Source organism: Sphingomonas sp. (genome assembly GCF_051962185.1).
GTDB lineage: Bacteria > Pseudomonadota > Alphaproteobacteria > Sphingomonadales > Sphingomonadaceae > Sphingomonas.
Window position 1 is genome coordinate 1 of sequence record NZ_JBQCCN010000051.1, and the last position, 19,106, is coordinate 19,106.

A 19,106-nucleotide genomic window follows, 5' to 3' on the forward strand; every position below is an offset into this window, starting at 1 on the left:
TGACATCGACGCTGCCCCCATCCACCGGCAATTCAATCGGCAGCGACATGCGCCGCGTCTGATTGGCCCCCACCAAACCGAACCCGATCGTTTGTTGCGTTTCTGGACCCGACAACGTGCGGCGGAACACTTCCTTGCCCGACGCATCCTTTTCGACGATGCGCAGCCGCCCTTCGGACAGATAGCCATAGGCGGCCGACGCGTTGGTCAGCGTGACGACCGGGATCGGCTTGCCCTTGTCGTTATGGCCGATCTCCGCGGTCTGCACCTTGATCGCCGGCTTCACGCCGTTGGGCGCGATGCTGACCAGCACCTGGAAATTGTACAGGATCTGGATCGCCGACTGACCCGCGGGCAACTTGACCGGCAGCTGCGCCACGGTGACGTAATAATGCTTGCTGGTCTTGAGTTCGGGATCGCCGACATATTGCACGCGGAACGATTGCGTCTGGCCCGGCTGGATCAGCGCCTGGGGCGGAAAGATCAGGAGGTCGCCCGGATCCTTCCCCGTTTCCTTGACCCCGTTGGCATCGAATTCCAGCGCCTGGACGCGCAATTCGACCGGCAACGGCGTCGCGAACGTGTTCTCGACGGTGATGATCTGCGTCATCCCGTTGCCCGACTGCTTCAGGTTGATGATGACCGGTTGCACCGTCATCGCCACCGCTAGCTGCTGTGGCAAGACGAGGGCGGCCGCGAAGGCCGCACTCGCCAACATCCTCTTTATACGCTTCACTTCCCCCTCCCGCTGGGTTCGTTAAAAAGCTGCCTCGAATTGAACGGTTACCGTATCCGCGTAGCGGCCGGCGATCAGCGGGCCGCCCCCCGGCGGCACCGCGATGGTGAGTCCCATGTCCCCCGCCCCGCCGTCCGCGGTGGCGATCGCGAGAACGCTGTTGGTGGTGGTCAATGTGCTGGCGTTCTGGCCCGCCCAGGTCGCGCTGATCTGATAGCCGACGAACTCGCCGAATCCGGTCGGCGACTGGCGGTTGCGCGCAGTGCCGCCGTCGCGCAGCAAGCCGCCATTGGTGCTGGTGATGGTCAATTTGTGCGCCGCGTTGCAGATCACCGGCAACGCCAGGTTGATCGTCGCGCCGCGCGGCTGCGCGGTCTGCGGATCGCCGAATTCGGTGATGCGGATCTCGCCGCTGGCAGCACCGGTGCTCGAAAAGCTCGCGTTCTGCCCGCCCGACGCGGTCGGCGCGTTGAGTACGCAGGCGGGCGGCGCGCGCCCGGCGATCTCCAGCCGGCCTTGGCCGGTGTCGTTGGGATTGATCGTCTGCGCCTGCGCCGCGACCGTGGTGGCGAGCAGCACCGGCAGGATGAGAACGGACCGGTGCATCAGCGCGGCTCCACGAAAATCCGCATCGTGTCGGCATAGTCGCCGGCCAGGAGCGGGGCGTTGTCCCGGGTATTGGAGGCACCCGGCGCGATGTTGAGCTTGAGATCGATCTCGCCGGCGGTCGGCAGGTCGATGTTGAAGCGCTGCTCGTTGACCCGGCGCGCCTGGGCGTCGGCGTTGAGCACGCCATTGACCGTTCCCCACATGACCGTCGCGCGATAGGGCACCGCCGACCCGAATCCCGGCGCCGCCGGATTCGTCCGCTGCAAGGTCGGGAACAGACCGTTATTCTGCGATTCCAGCCGCAGCCGGTGCGGGTAGTTGCACACCGCGTCGAACTTGACGTCGACCGACGCGGCGGCGACCGCCAGCGTGGTCGGGTCGACCATCTGGTCGATCTGCAGCGTATTGCCGCTCAGCCCGCGAAAATTGTTCTGGCTTCCCGCCTCGAGCCGGGGCGACCCCACCGCGCAGACGGGCGGGGCATTGCCCGAAACCGGCAGGGTCTTGGTCGCCACGGTCGACTGGGCAAGTGCGGGGGATGCCCAGGCGAGGAGCCCGCCGACGACCAAGACCGTTTCAAGGCGGAGGGCGCGCGGCATCCTCAGGAAGCCACGGCCAACGTCACGGTGACGTTGCCCTGATAATTGGTGTCGGCGACCAGACGCTGGGTCGCGCCCCCGCCGGTCGAGAAGCTGCCGACCGAAACGGTGATGTCGCCCGAGAAGGCGGTCGCGCGCGTCTGGACCGCGGCGGGATTGCTCGCCGCGCCGGTCGCGAAGCTCGCCGGCGTATCGGTCCAGCCGGCCGCGGTCGCGGTGTAGTTCACCGTGCGCGAGAAGCCGCTCGGCGGCGTCGCCGTGAAGGTCTGGGCGGTCATCGGCGTCGCGGCGACCGTGATAGTGCTGCGCGTGCTGCAGAACGATCCTGACAGGACCTTGGACGGCGCCGCGAGGTCGGTGCGCAGCAGGCCGGTATTGAGGTCGATCAGCACGCCCATGTCGAAGGTCGCGCCGGTTCCCGCCAGCGTGCCGCCGACGCACATCGCCGGAACGTTGCCGGTGACCGCGAAATTCTTGGTGTCGGTGTCGGAACCGCCTTCGGTCTGGGCCGCGGCGACGCCGCTCCAGGCGATCGCGACAGCGACGGCCGATACGGCGGCGAGGCGCCTCAGGTTACGCGACATGATCAATCTCCCCCCGTCGCGACCGGTCCGAGCTTGACCACCACCAGGCCGCTGTAGGTGCCGGCGGTCAGCAGATTGTCGGACGGTGCGGTGAAATTGGACAAGGTGACGTTCAGATCCGCGACCTTGGGCGCGGGTTGCGTGGGACCGGTCGCCGAATTGGTCGGCGACGCCCCGCCGGCGGTGGCGTTGGTCGTCACCGCCGCCGATCCGGGCGCCCAGTTGGTCACCTCGGCGGTATAGTTCACCGCCTTGGCGAAGCCGGGCTCTGCCGGGCTGGCGTCGTCCGACACCAGGGCGGTGGCGGTCACCGTGATGGCCGAGCCTGCGAAATTGCAGAACGAGCCAGCCAGGGTGACCGTGCGCGGCGTGATCGTCGCGATCTTGCCGACCCGCGTCCCCGAGGTGTTCGCCATCTGGCCGAGATCGACCGGTGCCGGCGTCGGCGTACCGAGCATGCACAATCTGGCGACGGTGCCCGACACCCCGACATCGCCGGTGGCGGTGTCGGTGGCCGACTGGGCATGCGCGATGCCCGGTAGAGCCACGGTGGCGAGCAAGGTGAGAGCGAGACGTTTCATCGCGACTTCTCCGTCAGATGCCGTCAGGGCGCCGGCGGCGTGACGGCCGGCGTCAGCGTCACCAGGACCTGACCCGAATAGTCACCCGCGACGAGCAGGCCGCCGGTCGGGCTCGACGAGTTCGACAGCGCGACGACGACGTCGCCCGTGAACATGCCGACCGGAACCGAGGTGCCGGCGCCGGCCACGGTCGAGGTGTCGGTCGCGTTGGCGCTGTTGGCCGTCGCGGTCGCCGTATAGTCGACGACCCGGTCGAAGCCGGCCGGCGGCGTGGTGGTGAAGCTGGTGTTGACCAGCTGCTGAGCCTCCACGCTCATCGTCGCCGCGGTGCCGTTACACCAGCCCTTCAGCGTCCGGCTCTGGCCGTCGAGCTTGCTGGTGTCCAGCTTGCCCCCGGTGGCGCCCGAGCCGGCCTGCGACAGTTCGCCGGCATTGATGACGTCGGACGGCAGGGTGAATTCGCACCGATCGGCGACCGAGCCGTTGACGGTGACGGTGCCCGTCGCATTCTGCGCGGCGGCGGGCCTGGCGGCCGTTGCGGCGAGTACCGCGGCGACGGCGAGGATCGAGGTCTTCATGGTTGGCTTCCTTGATACGAGAGCGGTTACGCGCCCGGCTTGATCACGACGGTGATCTTGCCGGTGTAGGTCGGATCCGCCGCCAACAGATCGTCGGCGTTGTTGGTGCGGAAGTTCGAGGCCGTGATGGCGATGTTGTCCGAGCCGTTATTGGCCAGGCGACCGCCGATCAGCGTGTCGGAACCGGCCGGATCGGCGCTGTCGTTGGTGAACGGCCCCGCGGCACCGGACGTCGTGGTCACGGCCACGCTGGCGGTGAAGTCGATGCTGTTGTCATAGCCGCCGCCGCCGAGTGCGGTCGCCGCGGTGATCGGATCGGCATCGACGCTGATCGTCGGCGCGGCCGTGGTGCAGACCACGCGCGCGGTGAGCCCGGTGCTGGCATTGAAGTCCGTCGCGACGTTCGGACGCAGCTTGCCGTCGGCGCCGGCGAGTTCGCCCAGCGCGACCGTCGTACCGAACGTCGAACCATTGTTCGGCACGACCAGGCATTTCGGCGCCACCGAACCGGTGATGTTCACCGTGCCCGTCACATTCTGCGCGGCGGCCGGAGCGGCCATCGCGATCATCGAACCGGCGCCGAGCGCCGCAAGCAGATACTTGTTCACTGTACTGTTCCTTCCCCAAACATGCCGTTGGCGAGCACTGCCCCCCCGGACGGTTTCGCCCACCCTCGGTTGAAAGATCGGCCAGTTCCCCCGAGGGTGGGAAAACCGGACGTTTGTGCGGGCATCCTCATGACGCCGCGCTCACCGTCACCGTGAGGGTGTCGGAATAGCTGCCCTGGACCAGCGTGCTCGGACCGCTGTACGCGGGAGCGCTGACCCGGAGATACGTGCCGGGCTGACTGACCGAGGTCGAATTGAGCAACAGGCCCTGCGACGCGCTGACCGGGCCGCGGAACGAGCAGGGCGTCCCGGTCGAAGCGGTCAGCGTCGCCACCGCGCACGACTGGTTGGCGGTCGTGGTCGAGCCGACCAGATTGAGCGTCACGGTATAAGGCGCGAGCGTCGCATAGCCGCTCGGCGCGGCGCCGGCGGTCAGCAAGCCGCCGTTGGTCGAAACCACCGCGACGCGCGACGGACCGGTGCAATCGAGCACGAACGAGAAGTCGTGATTGAGCCCGTTGACGTCGAAATCAGGCTGCGAATAGCTGCCCGAGGGCGCGGATCCGGTGGCGAAGCCGCAATGCCCACCGACCGACGCGGTGACGTTCACGGGCAGCGTGGCGAAACCGCCCACGACGCCCGGCTGCCCCGCGGCATAGACCGTCTGCTGCGCGGCGGCGCTCTGCGGCAACAGCGCGACGCCGATCGCAGTCGCGATCGCAATCAATGAACCCCGGCCAAACACTGTTCGCTGCCCCCTCCCCGGAACATGAGAACGATGGCCCAATGATTGACCGACGCGACAAAAACGCAAGAAAAATATTTTATCCTTCGTTAACCATTTTGACTACATCGGAGAATATTCAATATAACTGTGGTTATTACCACTATAACTATCGTTATATTTCATCTTAATTATCAAAATTTGCGCTGTTTATTATTGGGACAAAACTTTCGGCATAAAGTCATATATGTAATCTATTAGGAAAATATAGCCAATTTAAATCTTATTTTATCTATGTATTCGTCATAATTGTCGCAGCTTTACTGGACATCGCTCGACCCGATTTGCTCGCCTTGGAACCCAAAGGCACCCGGCTGCTTTGGAATAAAATTACAATCGGCGGCATAATGATTACTCTGTTAAGGTTGATTATTCACCTTTGGACAGAATCGACATGGCCGACTCGGCCGCGACTCGGCGGCGGCGAGTCGGAAATCGGCCGCGACTCGACCGCCGAAATTCGCGAGTCAAAACAAGGTTCTCGTTAGTCGGCGCAAAGATGAACGATGACACCGCTATCCAAAAAGAAAGCGCCGGCCCGTCCCCGCGCCCGCGCTCATCGTCTTCCGGCCGGAGGGCGTCGCCGGGGAACCTTTACGCGACGTCAACGCTTGCGGTCGATACTGTACCCCTCGGCCAAGGGAGCTGGCATGAAGTCGTTGAACGAACATCCCGCGGGTCGCGCGCTGGCCGCACGCAGCCTCGCGCTCGTCTGCAAGCTCGAAGTCGGGCTCCCCCGGCTGATGCTGCTCTGGGTGTTGCTCGTCGGTTTCGCCTGCGGCCTGCGCCTCGCGTTCGCCGCGACGCCAATGGTGACCCCGCGCGACGAGATCGCCAACGCGCTGCCCTATCTGCTGCTGGTCGGAGCGCCGATCGTGACGATCCTGCTCGGCCTCTCCGCCTTTCCGGCGAGCGCGCTCCACGCCCAGCCGACCACGCGGCTCGCGCGCTTCGGTCGCTGGCGTCGGATCGACCCGGTCGCGGCGCAAGCGATGCCGCTCTACGGCGCGAGCGGATTCATGGCATCGCTGCTGGTCGGCATCCTGCTCAACGTGCCCGTGCGTACCTTCGAGTTCCTGACCGGCATCCCGGCGCTGGGCGGCATGGCGCCCGACTGGTTCCGCACGCTCTACGTGATGATGCTGGTCGACCTCGTCCTGCTGTCGTGTCTCTACGCCTTCGCTTTCGTGCTGGCGTTGCGCCATGTTCCGATCTTTCCGCGATTCCTGGCCGGCGTCTGGGCGATCGACGTGATGATGCAGATCTGCATCGCGCGCGTGATGGCCAATGTAGCGCATCTCCCGGGCGCGGTGGGCGCCTCCCTCGCCGACATGCTCGAGGGCAATTTGAAGAAGGTGTTGATCAGCGTCGCCTTGTGGCTGCCGTATCTCCTGCTGTCGCGCCGGGTGAACCTGACCTACCGCTGGCGCGTGCCGGCCTGACGGGCGAGTCCGACCGCCGGGCCGCGAACAAGCGACCTGCCGCCCCCTCAATCCTACCGAGCGTCGCTCCGTCGCAAACGGCTTCCGCTATCGCGCCGGCGCGGCCAAGCTGGTTCCGATCGTCCGCGATGGTCCGGGCGTCACGCCATTTCTGACGTGAATTACGGCCCATCGGTCGGCATAGACGCGGCGCCATCCCGGCTCGTGGTCGAGGATCGTTACCAGCGGCGTGTCGGGCGGCAGGATAGTCCAAACGAACTTCCACCGTGCCTCCGCGGCTTTCCAGCGCGCGGCATCCCCCTTCGCGGTGAGGAAATAATCCTTGGTGAACGCGTCCCCGTACATGTCCGACCGCCCGTCTATATAAGGCGCGATACCCTCGAACGCGAGCAAGCCGCCGAAGCTGTATTCGTTGAAAACGGGTTTGTCGCGGAGGTCCGGGGGCAGATGGCGGAGCGCAGTGACCGGTACGCCATAGCTGTCGATGCGATCGAACGGCGTGACGAGGCGATAGGTGGCGGTGCCCAGGAACAGTAGCGCGACGACCGCGAGCAGCGGCGCGAGTTCCCGGCGGTCGGCCCAGATCCGCTGGAGCAGCGCGGGGCGCGGCCGGGGTTCCTCGCCCGCCCAGGCGCGCCCAAGCGGCTCGGCCAGGATGATCGTCGCCAGCACCATCAGGATCATCTGGTTGCGGATGTGCTCGAGCGTGATGTGCAACGCGACGAGGAGGATCAGCAACCGCAACACCGGGATTCGTACCGGCCGCCACAGAATGAAGAACAGTCCGCTGAGCAGCACGATCTCGAGGCTGGTCACCCCGGCGAACCGCGCCGGTTGCCATTCCGCGATCAGCGACAGAAGCGAGAGGTTGTTGACGTAAAGGGGATAGAGCAGCCCGTCGATTCCGCCGGGGGTCGCGAGCGCGGCGACGAGCGAGACCAAGCCGAACGTGCCCCATTGCCGGACCACGCGCCGGCGCTCGCCCGGCGCCGCCGATGCCAACGCCTCCAGCCCGAAACCGCCCGCCAGAACCAGCCCGAAAATGAAGCTGCCATGCGCGTTCGCCCAGACCAACATAAGAATCCCGAGCGCGAGTGCGGGCGCGCGCTCGCGCTCGCGTGCGCGCAAGAGCGCGATCAGCCATGCCGCGAGCATCGGCAGCGCGAGCAGATGCGGCCGGGCCAGCAACGATTGCGCCAGCCCGATCGTCAGATAGACCATGGTCAGCGCCGCCGCGCCCGTACGTTGCCACCGGCGCAGATGCAGCGCGACGATCGCATAGAGCGCCGCGGCGGCGGCGCCGAACAACAGGATCAGGCCGCTCCACCCGCCACTGCGCCAGGCCAGGAACATGGCGAGCTCGGACAGCCATTCGTGCGCGACCCAGGGCCGACCGCGCGCGGTGAAGGAAAACGGATCGGCGCGCGGCACGGTACCGTGTTCGACGATCCAACGCCCCGTCGCGATATGCCAACCGGTATCGCCGTCGCCGAGCGCGGTGGACAGAACGACGACGAAGGCAAAAGCGGTAAATGCGGCGATCGTAACGAAGACAATATCGGGAAGGTCGGGACTGCCCGCTTTTCCCCTACTCATTATGGAGACCAAATGGCCGCATAGAAAACCCCCCGGATCCAGGGGCGAGGCTACTAGGTGATTCGTTTTGGCAAAAGGCCGATTCGCAGCCACTTGTAAGAATCGGACAGTTAATTCCGATCGTTGGACAAATGCGACAAAGGCAACGACCACAACTGCCCGAAATGGGCATACCCAATGATATAGAAACTATCACCGTTGTCCCGGCCGGCACATTTTTTCTGCAATTATGGATGGTTAACAGACAACAGGCTTGTCCAATTCGGCCAAGCTCAAACTATTGATATATAACGAAATCAATCGGAATGGTTAACGTGGATTAAGGCTAACTTCTTGAAAGGAACGTGAAAAAAGTCGGTTATTGACACCTTACCCACTTCCGCCGCTTGGTACTTGGGCATTCCGGGCGATCGGCCGGGCACACCGCTCAGGGGAGAGCGTCGCCACCCGACCGGAGACCGCCAATGGACATGTTTGGGACCGGAGAGATCCGGTGGGGAAGGGGTTTGTTATGACGATTATCAAGAAGCTGTTGAGGGACGAAAGCGGCGCCTCCGCCGCAGAATATGCGCTGATCCTCGCGATCGTCGGCACCGGCATTGCCGTGGCCGCCTTCACGTTGGGAGGCTCCATCAGCAACGCCATGAACAAGGCTTCGACCTGCATCAGTCGCACGCCCAGCTCGACGGCGTGCTGACGGCCGGCGGGGCGCTTCGGAGGGGGAGCGCCCCGCTCGCAAGGCGGCTTGACCCGCCGAGTAGAGGAGATTTGACATGACGATGATCAAGAAGTTGTTGGCCGACACCGGCGGTGCCTCGGCGGCGGAATATGCACTGATCCTGGCGATCGTGGGTACCGGCATCGCCGTTGCCGCATTCACGCTGGGCGGCTCCATCAGCAACGCCATGAACAAGGCGTCCAACTGCATTGCGAACAGCACGGCGACCACCGGCTGCTGAACGGCCTGAATTGAGGCCGCAGTTCGCTGCGGCCCTCTTTCAGTTTCCTATTGCAATTGACCGGCGGGGGGTCGGGAAATGCGTGGACAGGGATTAATCATTCTAGGCGTCGCGATCCTGATCGGATTGGCGGCGGTTTTCCTTGCCCACAATTATCTGGGCCGCGTCGAGCAAAGGCAGGCTACGTCGCCTCAGGGGATGGTCAAGGTCGCGGTGGCGAGCGCTCCGCTCGAATTCGGCACGCCGATCACGCCCGACAAGGTGAAGCTGGTCGACTGGCCGGCGGATTCGCTGCCCGAGGGCACGTTCAGTTCGATCCCGCAACTCCTGCCGATGAACCATACGCGCGTCGCGCTCCGCCCGATGGCGGCGAACGAGCCGATCCTGCGCTCCAAGATTTCGGGCGAAGGGGGGCGCGCGGCGATTTCCGCGGTGCTCGATCCGACCAAGCGCGCGGTCGCCGTCCGGCTGGGCGACGTCGCCGGCGTTGGCGGTTTCGTGTTGCCGGGAGACGTCGTCGACGTCCTGATCACCCGCACGCCGACCAACACGACCGGCAACCCCGGCCAGATCACCGACGTCCTGCTGCAAAAGGTCCGCGTCATCGCGATCGACCAGGACGCCAGCGACAACACCGACAAGCCCGCGATCGGCAAGACCGCCACGCTGGAAGTGTCGCAGGTCGACGCGCAGAAGCTCGCGCTGGCGCAGCAGGTCGGGCAACTCAGCCTCGCGCTGGTCAACCCGGCCGCCGAGACCAGCCCGACGGTCGAAACCGTCAGCACCGAGGATCTTCGCGATGGCGCCTATGTCGGGGGCTATTCCGACGGCGCGCCGCGCTATCAGCCGCCGCCCCTCGCCTATGCACCACCGACGGCCCGAGCGGCCGTCCGCAAGCCGCCCGCGCCGAACCCGGACCTGACGGTCATGGTCGTGCGCGGCACCAAGGACAGCAGCTATGAGGTGGGTCGTTATGTCGGGCGCTGACATCAAGGCACGCCTGCGCGTGCTCGCTCTGGCGGCGACCGCCGCCGCCATCGCGCTTCCGGTCACGACCCAGGCGCAGGAAACCGTCTGGCCGGCAGGCGCCAACCTGCGTGCCGGACAGCTCGACGTACCGGTTAACAAGAGCCAGGTGCTGACCGCCGACCGGCCGTTCGCCAAGGCGTTGATCGGCAATGCCGACATCGCCGACGTGCTGCCGCTGACCAACCGCTCGCTCTATGTGCTGGGCAAGAAGGTCGGCACCACCAGCCTGACGCTCTACGACAAGAACAACAACCTGATCTCGGTCATCGACGTCGCTGTCGGCCCCGACGTCGTGTCGCTGCGCCGCCAGCTCAGCGAGTTGATGCCCGGCGAAAAGATCGGCGTGCAGATGTCGGGCGATTCAGTCGTGCTGACCGGGACGGTATCGAGCGGCCCCGCGATCGACCGCGCCAAGCAGATCGCCGCCACGTACGCCGGCGAAAAGGTCGTCAACCTGCTCGCGGTCGGCGCGTCGCAACAGGTCATGCTCGAAGTGCGGTTCTCGGAGATGAACCGTAACGTCGCCAAGAGCCTGGGGCTCAACACCGCCTTCACCAACGGCAACGGCCTGCACACTTTCCAGGGCGGCATCGGGGAAACCGGGTCGGGCACCGCGCTGCTGACCAACCAGAACGGCACGCCGACGATCAACCTCTCGGGCATCCTCGACACGTTCGGGGTGGTGTCCAAGGGCATCACGCTCGGCAACCTCAACATCTTCACCGCGCTCGACGCGCTGGAACGCAAGGGCCTGGTCACCACGCTCGCCGAGCCGACCCTGGTCGCATTGTCGGGCGAGTCCGCGTCGTTCCTCGCGGGCGGCGAATTACCGGTGCCGGTCTCGCAAGGCGGCAGTACCGGCCAGAGCAATACCGGCAACGCGATCACGGTCGAATACAAGCCGTTCGGCGTCAGCCTGGCGTTCACCCCGACCGTGCTCGACGACGGCGTCATCAACCTGGTCGTCACGCCCGAAGTCAGTTCGATCGATCCCTCTGCCTCGGTCACCATCAATGGCCTGACCATTCCGGGCCTGCAGACGCGGCGCGCCAAGACCACGCTCGAACTGCGCGACGGTCAGTCGTTCGCGATCGCGGGACTGTTGCGCAAGGATTTCCAGACCACCGTGCGGCAATTCCCGGTGCTCGGGTCGATCCCGATCATCGGCGCGCTGTTCCGGTCGAGCGGCTTCCAGCGGCAGGAAACCGAGCTGGTCATCATCGTCACCCCGCGCCTGGTGCGCCCGGTGCCGGCGGACCAGATGCGGTTGCCGACCGACCGGGTGCAGCCGCCGAGCGAACTCGACCTGTTCCTGATGGGACGGACGGACAAGGCGGTCGGGACCAACCCGCTCGATCCGAACGAGCCGCCGAGCGATGGGCCGAAGCCGTCGGCGGGCGGGTTCTCGGGTCCCAACGGCTACGCGCCGCGGAGGTGATGGATATGCGTCTATTCTTTCCGATCGCCCTTGCCGGCACCGCACTGATCGCAGGATGCACGCCGATCGACACGACGTTCGGCGACGCGGTGAAAACCGATTATTCGCTCCAGGTCGTCAACCCGGACCCCAGGCCCGTCCCCGCCAACGCGGCGGTGATGGAAGGTGGGTCGGGCACGCAGGCGGCCAACGCCGCCGAGCGCTATCGCAAGGGCGCGGTCAAGCAACCGCAGGCGCAGACCACCGGCGGCGCCAGCGGCGGATCGGGCGGCGGCGGAAGCGGCGGGGGCGGGTCCACCGCCACCACCAACTGACATGAAACGCGCGGCGCGGCAGCTCTGGAAATCGGAGAGCGGATCGGTCGCGCCCATCGTGGCGATTTCGCTGTTCGCCATCGCCGGCGTGGCAGGCATCGGGTTCGATTACGCGCGCATGGCCAGTCTCGACACCGAATTGCAGGACGCTGCCGACCAAGCGGCGCTCGCGGCGGCCACTCAGCTCGACGGCAAGTCGGATTCGATCACGCGCGCGACCAGCGCCGCGCAGAGCCTGATCGCCAACAACGCGCGCTTCGCGAATGATGGGCAGGGTCGCGGAGTCACCATCCAGACCCCCGTCTTCTACGACGGCTACAATCAGTCGACCGACACCTATGGCAACGTGACGACCGATCCGACCGCGGCGAAGGTGGTCAAGGTCACCACGGCCGGGCGGGAGACGTTCTTCGCGCTCACGCCACTGGTCGCCGCGTTCCGGTCGGGAACGCTGAGGGGCTCGGCGACCGCCGGTCTCGGCCAGGCAATCTGCCAGGTGCCGCCGGTCATGATCTGCACCCCGGCGGAAACGGCGACCAACACCGACTATAACGCAGACTTCACGGTCGCGGCAGGCACCGGCCTGAAGCTGGTGACCGGCAATGCCAGCGCGCCCGGAAATTTCGGGTGGCTCGAATCGAACATCGGCAGCGGCGCCAACGCGCTGGCGGAGGCGCTCGGCTACAACAATCCGCTGGGGGATTGTTCGCCGATCACCGGCGTCACTACGAAGACCGGCATGAGCGCCTCTGTCCTGTCGGCGCTCAATACCCGGTTCGACATTTTCGCCAACGGCAATTCCACGTGCCCGTCACAGGATGGCGGCACCTGCTCGCCCTCGGCCAATACGCGCAAGGATCTGGTCTGCCAGTCGAGCAACGGAACGAACTGCAACAACGACACCTGGACCGAATCGCCCAATCCCTATCGTCCAACGACGGTCGGCGCCTTGCCGAGCACCGGCGGATCGGATCCCGACATGATGGGCTATCCGCGCGACATGTGCCACGCGGTACCCGCCGGGACCGCCGGCGCCTGCAATATCATCGGCAACGGTTCCTGGGACCGCGACGCTTATTTTCGCGTCAATTACGGTTACGCCAGCCAATCCGCCTGGATGGCCGCCACCGGGCTGTCGGCGACCGCGACGCGTTACGACGTGTATAATTGGGAGCTGAACCATCAAACCGTCGTAGTCGGCGGAAAGTCACGCGGCATCGCCGTCCCGCAACCCCTCAGCGGGAAAAATACCGGCTTCGGCAACCCCGCCACGGGTCGCGCCGGATTGACGCCGGGCGGGAATATTCTGGACCGCCGCCGCATCTCGGCCGCCGTGCTCAACTGCAACGCACTGTCGGTCAACGGCAAGACTAGCCAGATTCCGGTGGCGAAATGGCTCGACCTGTTCCTGGTCGAACCGTCCTACAGCCGCACGGGCGGCAACGGCGCCAACAAAGTCGCCTATACCGACGCCAAGGAAGTGTATGTCGAGGTGATCGGCACCACCTCTTCGGGAGCGAACGGCGCGACCAACAGCCAGGTCGTCGAACGTGCCGTTCCGTATTTGATACGGTGACGACGATGGTGCGCATCCCCCTAGGATCGCTGATCCGGGCAACCGAAGGCTCCGCCGCGGTCGAGATGGCGCTGGTCTCGCCGATCTTCTTCGCGCTGATGTTCGGCGCCTATGATCTCAGCGACTATTTCCTGTCCGAACATGTCGTGGTGAAGGCCGTCCGCGATGGCGCGCGCTATGCCTCGCGTCGCAATTTCAGCGAATTCACCTGCTCCAGCGCGTCAAGCGACGTCATCACCAAGACCAAGGCGCTGGTGCGGACCAACACGCTGACCGGCACGACACCTCGTCTGCGCGGGTGGACCGACGACAGCACGATCACGGTCAGCGTCGCGTGCGACACCAGCGGAACCTACAAGGGCATCTATACCGGCGTCAGCGGCGGCGTTCCCATCGTCACGGTGTCGGTCGACCTGGCCTATGGATCGCTGTTCAAGTCGTTCGGCCTGGGCAACTCGATCCATCTCAAGGCGGAATCGCAAGCCGCGGTGGTGGGCGCATGATCGCTCGCCTCATCCGCAGCACCGCCGGCTCGACCGCCGCCGAATTCGGCTTGGTGCTCCCGCTGCTCATCGCCTTCATGCTGGGCACGGTCGACGTCGGGCGTTTCCTGTGGACGTGCAATCGCGCCGAAAAGGCGACGCAAATGGGCGTACGCTACGCAGTCGCCACCGACATGATTCCGTCTGGGCTCGCGACCTACAGTTTCGCCACCAGCGGCGGCATCCCGCAGGGCAACACGGTGCCGCAGTCGTCGTTCGGTGGCGCGACCTGTCAGTCGAGCGCGGGGACGGTGAGCTGTTCGTGCAATACCGGTGCGACCTGCCCGTCGCTGGGCACCGCCAATGCGACCGAATTCAACAACATCGTCTCGCGGATGCAGCGCTTCTACCCGTCGCTGACCGCCGACAACGTCACGGTCAATTATGATTATTCAGGCTTGGGTTTCGCCGGAGACCCGAACGGCAGCGATGTCGCGCCGCTGGTCACCATCAAGCTGACCGGACTGACCTATGCGCCGATGCTGTTCAAATTCTTCGGAAGCTCGTCGGTATCGTTGCCGTCGTTCAGTGCCGCGCTGACGCTGGAAGACGGCAACGGCAGTGCTGCGGAATAGGAGTTGCGTTGTGGGAGCGGTAGAGTTGCCGGAATTCGAGCCCAATAGCTGGACCATCAGGCGGCCCGGTGCGGCAGCCGAACTGGTCCTGTCCGAGGAGGAGGTCCTGGCGGCCGAATTCGGTCCCAGCGTGGTCGGCGGCATGTCGCTGGACACCAGCAGGATCGAGCCCGACGATCCGGTGCCCGCGGAAATCATCAAGCGTGCCCGTGTGATCGTGATCGAAGTGCGGCCCGATCGCCCGGCCTCGCTCGCGCGGCTGATCCGGCTGCACGTCGAGAACCCGACGATCGGCGTCATCGCGGCGGTGCGCAACATGTCGATCCCGACCATGCAGGCGCTGCTCCGCGCCGGCATCAAGGACGTCATCGCGCTTCCGCTCGTGCGCAGCGACCTCGAGGCGGTGATCGATCGCATGCGCGAGGAGATCGAACGCAGCCAGGTCCAGAGCGAGCCGACCGGGAAAGTGGTGTCGGTCATCGCCAGCGTCGGCGGCGTCGGCGCCACGGCGCTGCTGACCCAGGCGGCGGCGCTCTACGCCAAGCGCGAGGGCGACCGCGGCTTCGGCACGTGCCTGTTCGATCTCGACCTGCAGGGCGGCAATGCCGCAACGCATCTGGGCATGAGCCCCGCGCTGACGATCAGCGAGTTGCTCGACGCCGGCAAGCGGCTCGACCCCGCGGTCCTGACCTCGGTCGCGAGCGCGCACGGGTCGGGCCTGAAGATCATCGCCGCGCCGGCCGAGCTGATGCCGACCGACACGGTCAGCACCGACCAGATTTGCGACATCGTCCACATGGCGACGGCCGAATATCGCACCGTGTTCCTCGACCTGCCGAGCGATTGGACCAATTGGTCGCTGTCGCTGGTCGCGCAATCGGACGTCGTCTTCCTGGTCGTCGAACTGTCGATCGCCAGCCTGCGCCAGGCGCAGCGCCAGCTCGCCCTGCTGATCAAGCTCGGCGTGCCGGCGGAGAAGATCCAGGTGGTCGTCAACCGCGTCGAGAAGAAGCTGTTCCAGCAGATCAACCTGAAGGACGCGTCGGAGACGATCGGCCGGCCGATCGGGCTGAGCGTGACCAACGACTTCGCGCTGATGAACACCGCGCTCAACCGGGGCGTGACGATCGGCGACATCAAGGCCAAGAGCCATGTCGGGCGCGACCTCAACAAGCTGCTCGATGCCATCGACATGCTGCTCGAGCGTGCCTGATGAGCGCATGGCAGATCAGGCGCGCCGGTGACCGGGCGGGAGCGGCGGCGGCCGCGGTCGCGGCCGAAAAGGACGAGGCCGCGCGCGCGGAGGCGGACGATCGCCACACCGCGCTGAAGGTCGAGCTGCACCAGCGCCTGCTCGACCTGATCAACCTGTCCGCGCTCGACACGATGTCGCGCGACCAGATCGAGGCGGAAATCGGCGAGATCGTCTACGAGCAATTGTCGTTGCAGAAACACGCGCTCAACCTGGTCGAGCGCAAGCGGCTGGTGAACGACGTGCTCGACGAATTGCTCGGGCTCGGGCCGCTCGAACCGCTGCTCAAGGACGAAAGCGTCACCGACATCCTGGTCAACGGCGCCGAATCGGTGTTCGTCGAGCGGCGCGGCAAGCTCGAGCGCACTTCGATCCGCTTCAAGGACGAGCGCCACCTGCTGCGCATCATCCAGAAGATCGTCGCCGCCGTCGGCCGTAGGGTCGACGAGGCGTCGCCTTATGTCGACGCGCGCCTCGCCGACGGGTCGCGCGTCAACGCCATCATTCCGCCGCTCGCGGTCGACGGCTCGCTGCTCTCGATCCGCAAGTTCGCGCGGGTGCCGATCGACATGCAGCGGCTGGTCTCGCTGGGCTCGGTTCCCGCCTCCGTTGCGCAAGTGCTCGAAGCGGTCGTCGAGGCGCGGCGCAACGTGCTGATCTCGGGCGGCACCGGCTCGGGCAAGACCACGCTGCTCAACGCCATGTCCGCCTATATCGACGATTCCGAGCGGATCGTGACGATCGAGGATTCGGCCGAGCTCCAGCTCCAGCAGGAACATATCGCCCGGCTCGAAACGCGACCCGCCAATATCGAGGGCAATGGCGAGGTCACCCAGCGCGACTTGCTCAAGAATGCGCTGCGCATGCGCCCCGACCGCATCATCGTCGGCGAAGTCCGCGCCGGCGAGGCGTTCGACATGCTGCAGGCGATGAATACCGGCCACGACGGATCGATGACCACGGTCCATGCCAATACCCCGCGCGACGCCCTGTCGCGTCTCGAGCAGATGATCGGCATGAGCGGGATCGACATCGCGCCGCGATCGGCCCGCGCGCAGATCGCCTCGGCGATCAACGTCGTCATCCAGGTCGGCCGCCTGTCGGACGGCCGCCGCCGCCTGCTCAGCCTGTCCGAGCTGATCGGCATGGAGGGCGAAGTCGTCACCATGCAGGAGATTTTCCGCTTCCGCCTCGCCGGTCGCGACGAGCATGGCACCGTGCTCGGGCGGTTCGAGGCGACCGGGATTCGGCCGCATTTCATGCAGGAGCTGGAGGATCGCGGCATCCGGCTGCCGGCCGACATCTTCAACCCCAACGCGATGCTCGACTGATGTCGGCCGCCGCCATTCGCCTGCTGGTCCTCGCCCTGGTCTTCGCGGCCGTCGTCCTCGCGATCGAGGGCGGCATGCGCTGGTACCGTACTCAGCGCGGCGGCGCGCGGGCGATCAACCAGCGCCTGCGCCTGATCGCGAGCGGCTTCGACCGGCCCGAGGTGCTCGCCCGCTTGCGCCGCGACGCCTGGGGCGATTCGATCGAGCTGCCCGGCTTCCTCGCTGCTCCCGGCCACAAGCTCGACGGACTGTTGCGCAGCGCGGCGTTCGGCATGTCGCCCGGCCGCGTGCTGTTCCTGATGCTGCTGGTGGTCGCGGTGCTGTGCGTGCTGACGCTGTTCGGCGCCGCGGCGCTGGGCTTCGCGATCGGTCTGGGCACCGTGCTGATGGCGGCGGCGTTCGCCGTGGCGGCCGGCATGGTGCTGCCGCTGATGATCATCGCGCAGCGCGCCGATCGCCGGCGCAAGAAGATGGCCGAGCAATTTCCGGTCGCGCTCGACATCTTCGTGCGCGGCCTGCGCGCCGGCCACCCGGTGGCGGCGGCGCTCGACCTGCTGACGCAGGAAATGGCCGATCCGATCGGCAGCGAATTCGGCATCGTCACCGACGAAGTCGCCTATGGCGCCGACCTGCGCGACGCGTTGCAGAACATGGCGGACCGCTGCGACCTCGACGACCTGCGCATGTTCGTCGTGTCGCTGTCGGTCCAGAACGAGACCGGCGGCAATCTGGCCGAGATCCTGGAAAATCTGTCCAAGGTCATTCGCGATCGCGCCAGCATGGTATTGATGGTCCGCGCGCTGAGTTCCGAAGGCCGGATGACCGCGACGATCCTGACCGCGCTGCCGATCCTGGCGTTCGTCGCCTTGTTCCTGCTCAATCCGATCTTCTACCTTCAGGTCGCCGGCGACCCCGCTTTCTCGCTCGGGTTCGGATGCCTGATCGGGCTCTACCTGATCGGCTATGTCTCGATCCGCCGTCTGGTCAACATCAAGGTCTAGCGCGATGTGGGAAGCGATCATCCAGCAGTTTCCGCGCTACGCCGTCCTCGCCGCGCTGTTCATCGTGGTGGTGATGATCGTGCTCGGCGTGTCGACCGTGATCACCGGGCGGGCCGCGGTGCGCCGCCGCCTGGCCGAAGCCACCGCCGCCGGACAGAGCGAAACCACGGTAGCCTCGCTGCGCGACACCGCTCCCGACGCCTGGAGCCGGTTGGTCGGCGCGATCGAGAAGCGCGGCGTCTCGCTGGTCGACACCAACAACGCCACTCTTACCGCGCGGCTGGCGACGGCCGGCTATACCTCGCCCAGCGCGCCGCGCGTGTTCACCCTGATCCGTATCGTCACCACGCTCGGCCTGCCGCTGCTCTTCGTCCTCGCGACGGTGACGCGCGGCGAGCCGCCGTCGCTGTTCAAGCTCTATTTCTTCGGCTCGGTGCTGGCGGTGCTGGGCCTCTATCTTCCCAACCTCTGGGTGTCGGCGCGCGCGTCGCGGCGGCAGCAGGAGATCACCAACGGCTTTCCCGACGCGCTCGACCTGATGCTGGTCTGTGTCGAGGCGGGTCTGGGCATGGAGGCGGCGTTCGACCGCGTCGGGCGCGAAATGGCGCGGTCGCACCCGCTGATCGCCGGCCTGCTCGCGACCACCGTGCTCGAGTTGCGGGCCGGGCGCGGGCGCGAGGAAGCGTTGCGCCGGATGGGCGATCGGGCGGCGGTCGACCAGATCCAGTCGTTCGCGACCTTGCTGATCCAGTCGAACAAGCTGGGGTCGAGCATCGGCCAGACGCTGCGCGTCTATGCGAGCGAGATGCGCGAGCGGCGCAAGATGCTGGCGCAGGAAAAGGCGCACAAGCTGCCGGTGCTGCTGTCGATCCCGCTGGTCGCGTGCATGCTGCCGGTGATGATCGGCGTGCTGATGCTGCCCGCCGCGATCCGCGTCGTGCGCCAGCTCATTCCGATGATGGGAGGATGATG

Annotated in this window: 22 protein-coding genes; 13 read left to right on the forward strand and 9 right to left on the reverse strand. The window is 65.9% G+C overall.

Translation table 11 applies throughout. The features are described from left to right. The 8 genes from ACTHJR_RS03190 to ACTHJR_RS03225 all read right to left on the reverse strand — a co-directional run. On the reverse strand, positions 1-658 hold a 658-nt coding region (locus ACTHJR_RS03190), incomplete at its 3' end, for a fimbria/pilus periplasmic chaperone (RefSeq protein WP_440521639.1). 99 nt (positions 659-757) lie between these two features. Then, positions 758-1,342, reverse strand: a complete 585-nt coding sequence (locus ACTHJR_RS03195; protein ID WP_440521641.1) for a spore coat protein U domain-containing protein — start codon at positions 1,340-1,342, stop codon at positions 758-760. Next, complete coding sequence (locus ACTHJR_RS03200) at positions 1,342-1,860, reverse strand: hypothetical protein (RefSeq protein WP_440521643.1); 519 nt, start codon at positions 1,858-1,860, stop codon at positions 1,342-1,344. The genes ACTHJR_RS03195 and ACTHJR_RS03200 overlap by 1 nt, the downstream gene beginning before the upstream one ends. Positions 1,861-1,946: 86 nt before the next feature. Continuing rightward, positions 1,947-2,528 (reverse strand): hypothetical protein, encoded by a 582-nt coding sequence (locus ACTHJR_RS03205; protein WP_440521644.1) that lies wholly within the window; start codon positions 2,526-2,528, stop codon positions 1,947-1,949. A gap of 2 nt (positions 2,529-2,530) precedes the next feature. Beyond that, on the reverse strand, positions 2,531-3,109 hold the full coding sequence (locus ACTHJR_RS03210) for a hypothetical protein (RefSeq protein WP_440521645.1): 579 nt from the start codon (positions 3,107-3,109) through the stop codon (positions 2,531-2,533). Between the two features lie 23 nt (positions 3,110-3,132). Further along, positions 3,133-3,687: a hypothetical protein gene (locus tag ACTHJR_RS03215; RefSeq protein ID WP_440521646.1), complete on the reverse strand. Its 555-nt coding sequence runs from the start codon at positions 3,685-3,687 to the stop codon at positions 3,133-3,135. Between the two features lie 26 nt (positions 3,688-3,713). Then, positions 3,714-4,295, reverse strand: coding sequence for a hypothetical protein (locus ACTHJR_RS03220; protein ID WP_440521647.1), 582 nt, complete (start codon positions 4,293-4,295; stop codon positions 3,714-3,716). Between the two features lie 127 nt (positions 4,296-4,422). After that, the gene (locus tag ACTHJR_RS03225; RefSeq protein ID WP_440521648.1) at positions 4,423-5,022 is read right to left on the reverse strand and encodes a hypothetical protein; all 600 of its coding nucleotides are present in this window, start codon (positions 5,020-5,022) and stop codon (positions 4,423-4,425) included. Positions 5,023-5,729: 707 nt separating this feature from the next. On the opposite strand from ACTHJR_RS03225, the gene ACTHJR_RS03230 reads away from it, so the two are divergent. After that, positions 5,730-6,521, forward strand: a complete 792-nt coding sequence (locus ACTHJR_RS03230; protein WP_440521649.1) for a DUF2569 domain-containing protein — start codon at positions 5,730-5,732, stop codon at positions 6,519-6,521. Between the two features lie 87 nt (positions 6,522-6,608). Here the strand turns inward: ACTHJR_RS03230 and ACTHJR_RS03235 are convergent, their stop codons facing one another. Continuing rightward, complete coding sequence (locus ACTHJR_RS03235; RefSeq protein ID WP_440521651.1) at positions 6,609-8,117, reverse strand: hypothetical protein; 1,509 nt, start codon at positions 8,115-8,117, stop codon at positions 6,609-6,611. Positions 8,118-8,628: 511 nt separating this feature from the next. Here ACTHJR_RS03235 and ACTHJR_RS03240 point away from each other — a divergent pair. The 12 genes from ACTHJR_RS03240 (at position 8,629) to ACTHJR_RS03295 (ending at position 19,104) form a co-directional block, all read left to right on the forward strand. Next, positions 8,629-8,814 carry a Flp family type IVb pilin gene (locus ACTHJR_RS03240; protein WP_440521652.1) on the forward strand — a complete coding sequence of 62 codons (186 nt, stop codon included), beginning with the start codon at positions 8,629-8,631 and terminating at the stop codon, positions 8,812-8,814. A gap of 76 nt (positions 8,815-8,890) precedes the next feature. Then, positions 8,891-9,076, forward strand: a complete 186-nt coding sequence (locus ACTHJR_RS03245; RefSeq protein ID WP_440521653.1) for a Flp family type IVb pilin — start codon at positions 8,891-8,893, stop codon at positions 9,074-9,076. Positions 9,077-9,154: 78 nt separating this feature from the next. Next, complete coding sequence (gene cpaB, locus ACTHJR_RS03250; RefSeq protein WP_440521654.1) at positions 9,155-10,063, forward strand: Flp pilus assembly protein CpaB; 909 nt, start codon at positions 9,155-9,157, stop codon at positions 10,061-10,063. Next, positions 10,035-11,543 (forward strand): type II and III secretion system protein family protein, encoded by a 1,509-nt coding sequence (locus tag ACTHJR_RS03255; protein WP_440521655.1) that lies wholly within the window; start codon positions 10,035-10,037, stop codon positions 11,541-11,543. The genes cpaB and ACTHJR_RS03255 overlap by 29 nt, the downstream gene beginning before the upstream one ends. Before the next feature lie 5 nt (positions 11,544-11,548). Beyond that, positions 11,549-11,857, forward strand: coding sequence for a hypothetical protein (locus tag ACTHJR_RS03260; protein ID WP_440521656.1), 309 nt, complete (start codon positions 11,549-11,551; stop codon positions 11,855-11,857). Between the two features lies 1 nt (position 11,858). Further along, positions 11,859-13,433, forward strand: a complete 1,575-nt coding sequence (locus tag ACTHJR_RS03265) for a pilus assembly protein TadG-related protein (protein ID WP_440521658.1) — start codon at positions 11,859-11,861, stop codon at positions 13,431-13,433. 5 nt (positions 13,434-13,438) lie between these two features. Next, positions 13,439-13,936 carry a TadE/TadG family type IV pilus assembly protein gene (locus tag ACTHJR_RS03270; RefSeq protein ID WP_440521659.1) on the forward strand — a complete coding sequence of 166 codons (498 nt, stop codon included), beginning with the start codon at positions 13,439-13,441 and terminating at the stop codon, positions 13,934-13,936. Further along, on the forward strand, positions 13,933-14,550 hold the full coding sequence (locus tag ACTHJR_RS03275; RefSeq protein WP_440521660.1) for a TadE/TadG family type IV pilus assembly protein: 618 nt from the start codon (positions 13,933-13,935) through the stop codon (positions 14,548-14,550). Before ACTHJR_RS03270 ends, ACTHJR_RS03275 begins: the two co-directional genes overlap by 4 nt. A gap of 25 nt (positions 14,551-14,575) precedes the next feature. Further along, complete coding sequence (locus ACTHJR_RS03280) at positions 14,576-15,763, forward strand: AAA family ATPase (RefSeq protein WP_440521662.1); 1,188 nt, start codon at positions 14,576-14,578, stop codon at positions 15,761-15,763. Then, the gene (locus ACTHJR_RS03285) at positions 15,763-17,133 is read left to right on the forward strand and encodes a CpaF family protein (protein WP_440521663.1); all 1,371 of its coding nucleotides are present in this window, start codon (positions 15,763-15,765) and stop codon (positions 17,131-17,133) included. Before ACTHJR_RS03280 ends, ACTHJR_RS03285 begins: the two co-directional genes overlap by 1 nt. Next, positions 17,133-18,134 carry a type II secretion system F family protein gene (locus ACTHJR_RS03290; protein ID WP_440521664.1) on the forward strand — a complete coding sequence of 334 codons (1,002 nt, stop codon included), beginning with the start codon at positions 17,133-17,135 and terminating at the stop codon, positions 18,132-18,134. The genes ACTHJR_RS03285 and ACTHJR_RS03290 overlap by 1 nt, the downstream gene beginning before the upstream one ends. Positions 18,135-18,138: 4 nt before the next feature. After that, the gene (locus tag ACTHJR_RS03295; RefSeq protein WP_440521665.1) at positions 18,139-19,104 is read left to right on the forward strand and encodes a type II secretion system F family protein; all 966 of its coding nucleotides are present in this window, start codon (positions 18,139-18,141) and stop codon (positions 19,102-19,104) included. The last annotated feature ends 2 nt before the right edge of the window (positions 19,105-19,106 follow it).

Excerpts from the sequence above, each read along its gene's own strand:
- ACTHJR_RS03195 (WP_440521641.1), bottom strand. The coding sequence starts at position 1,342 with ATGCACCGGTCCGTTCTCATCCTGCCGGTGCTGCTCGCCACCACGGTC.
- ACTHJR_RS03205 (WP_440521644.1), bottom strand. The coding sequence starts at position 2,528 with ATGTCGCGTAACCTGAGGCGCCTCGCCGCCGTATCGGCCGTCGCTGTC.
- ACTHJR_RS03270 (WP_440521659.1), top strand. The coding sequence starts at position 13,439 with ATGGTGCGCATCCCCCTAGGATCGCTGATCCGGGCAACCGAAGGCTCC.
- ACTHJR_RS03275 (WP_440521660.1), top strand. The coding sequence starts at position 13,933 with ATGATCGCTCGCCTCATCCGCAGCACCGCCGGCTCGACCGCCGCCGAA.
- ACTHJR_RS03290 (WP_440521664.1), top strand. The coding sequence starts at position 17,133 with ATGTCGGCCGCCGCCATTCGCCTGCTGGTCCTCGCCCTGGTCTTCGCG.
- ACTHJR_RS03265 (WP_440521658.1), top strand. The coding sequence starts at position 11,859 with ATGAAACGCGCGGCGCGGCAGCTCTGGAAATCGGAGAGCGGATCGGTC.
- ACTHJR_RS03235 (WP_440521651.1), bottom strand. The coding sequence starts at position 8,117 with ATGAGTAGGGGAAAAGCGGGCAGTCCCGACCTTCCCGATATTGTCTTC.
- ACTHJR_RS03255 (WP_440521655.1), top strand. The coding sequence starts at position 10,035 with ATGAGGTGGGTCGTTATGTCGGGCGCTGACATCAAGGCACGCCTGCGC.
- ACTHJR_RS03285 (WP_440521663.1), top strand. The coding sequence starts at position 15,763 with ATGAGCGCATGGCAGATCAGGCGCGCCGGTGACCGGGCGGGAGCGGCG.
- ACTHJR_RS03260 (WP_440521656.1), top strand. The coding sequence starts at position 11,549 with ATGCGTCTATTCTTTCCGATCGCCCTTGCCGGCACCGCACTGATCGCA.
- ACTHJR_RS03295 (WP_440521665.1), top strand. The coding sequence starts at position 18,139 with ATGTGGGAAGCGATCATCCAGCAGTTTCCGCGCTACGCCGTCCTCGCC.
- ACTHJR_RS03215 (WP_440521646.1), bottom strand. The coding sequence starts at position 3,687 with ATGAAGACCTCGATCCTCGCCGTCGCCGCGGTACTCGCCGCAACGGCC.
- ACTHJR_RS03210 (WP_440521645.1), bottom strand. The coding sequence starts at position 3,109 with ATGAAACGTCTCGCTCTCACCTTGCTCGCCACCGTGGCTCTACCGGGC.
- ACTHJR_RS03230 (WP_440521649.1), top strand. The coding sequence starts at position 5,730 with ATGAAGTCGTTGAACGAACATCCCGCGGGTCGCGCGCTGGCCGCACGC.
- ACTHJR_RS03240 (WP_440521652.1), top strand. The coding sequence starts at position 8,629 with ATGACGATTATCAAGAAGCTGTTGAGGGACGAAAGCGGCGCCTCCGCC.
- cpaB (WP_440521654.1), top strand. The coding sequence starts at position 9,155 with ATGCGTGGACAGGGATTAATCATTCTAGGCGTCGCGATCCTGATCGGA.
- ACTHJR_RS03245 (WP_440521653.1), top strand. The coding sequence starts at position 8,891 with ATGACGATGATCAAGAAGTTGTTGGCCGACACCGGCGGTGCCTCGGCG.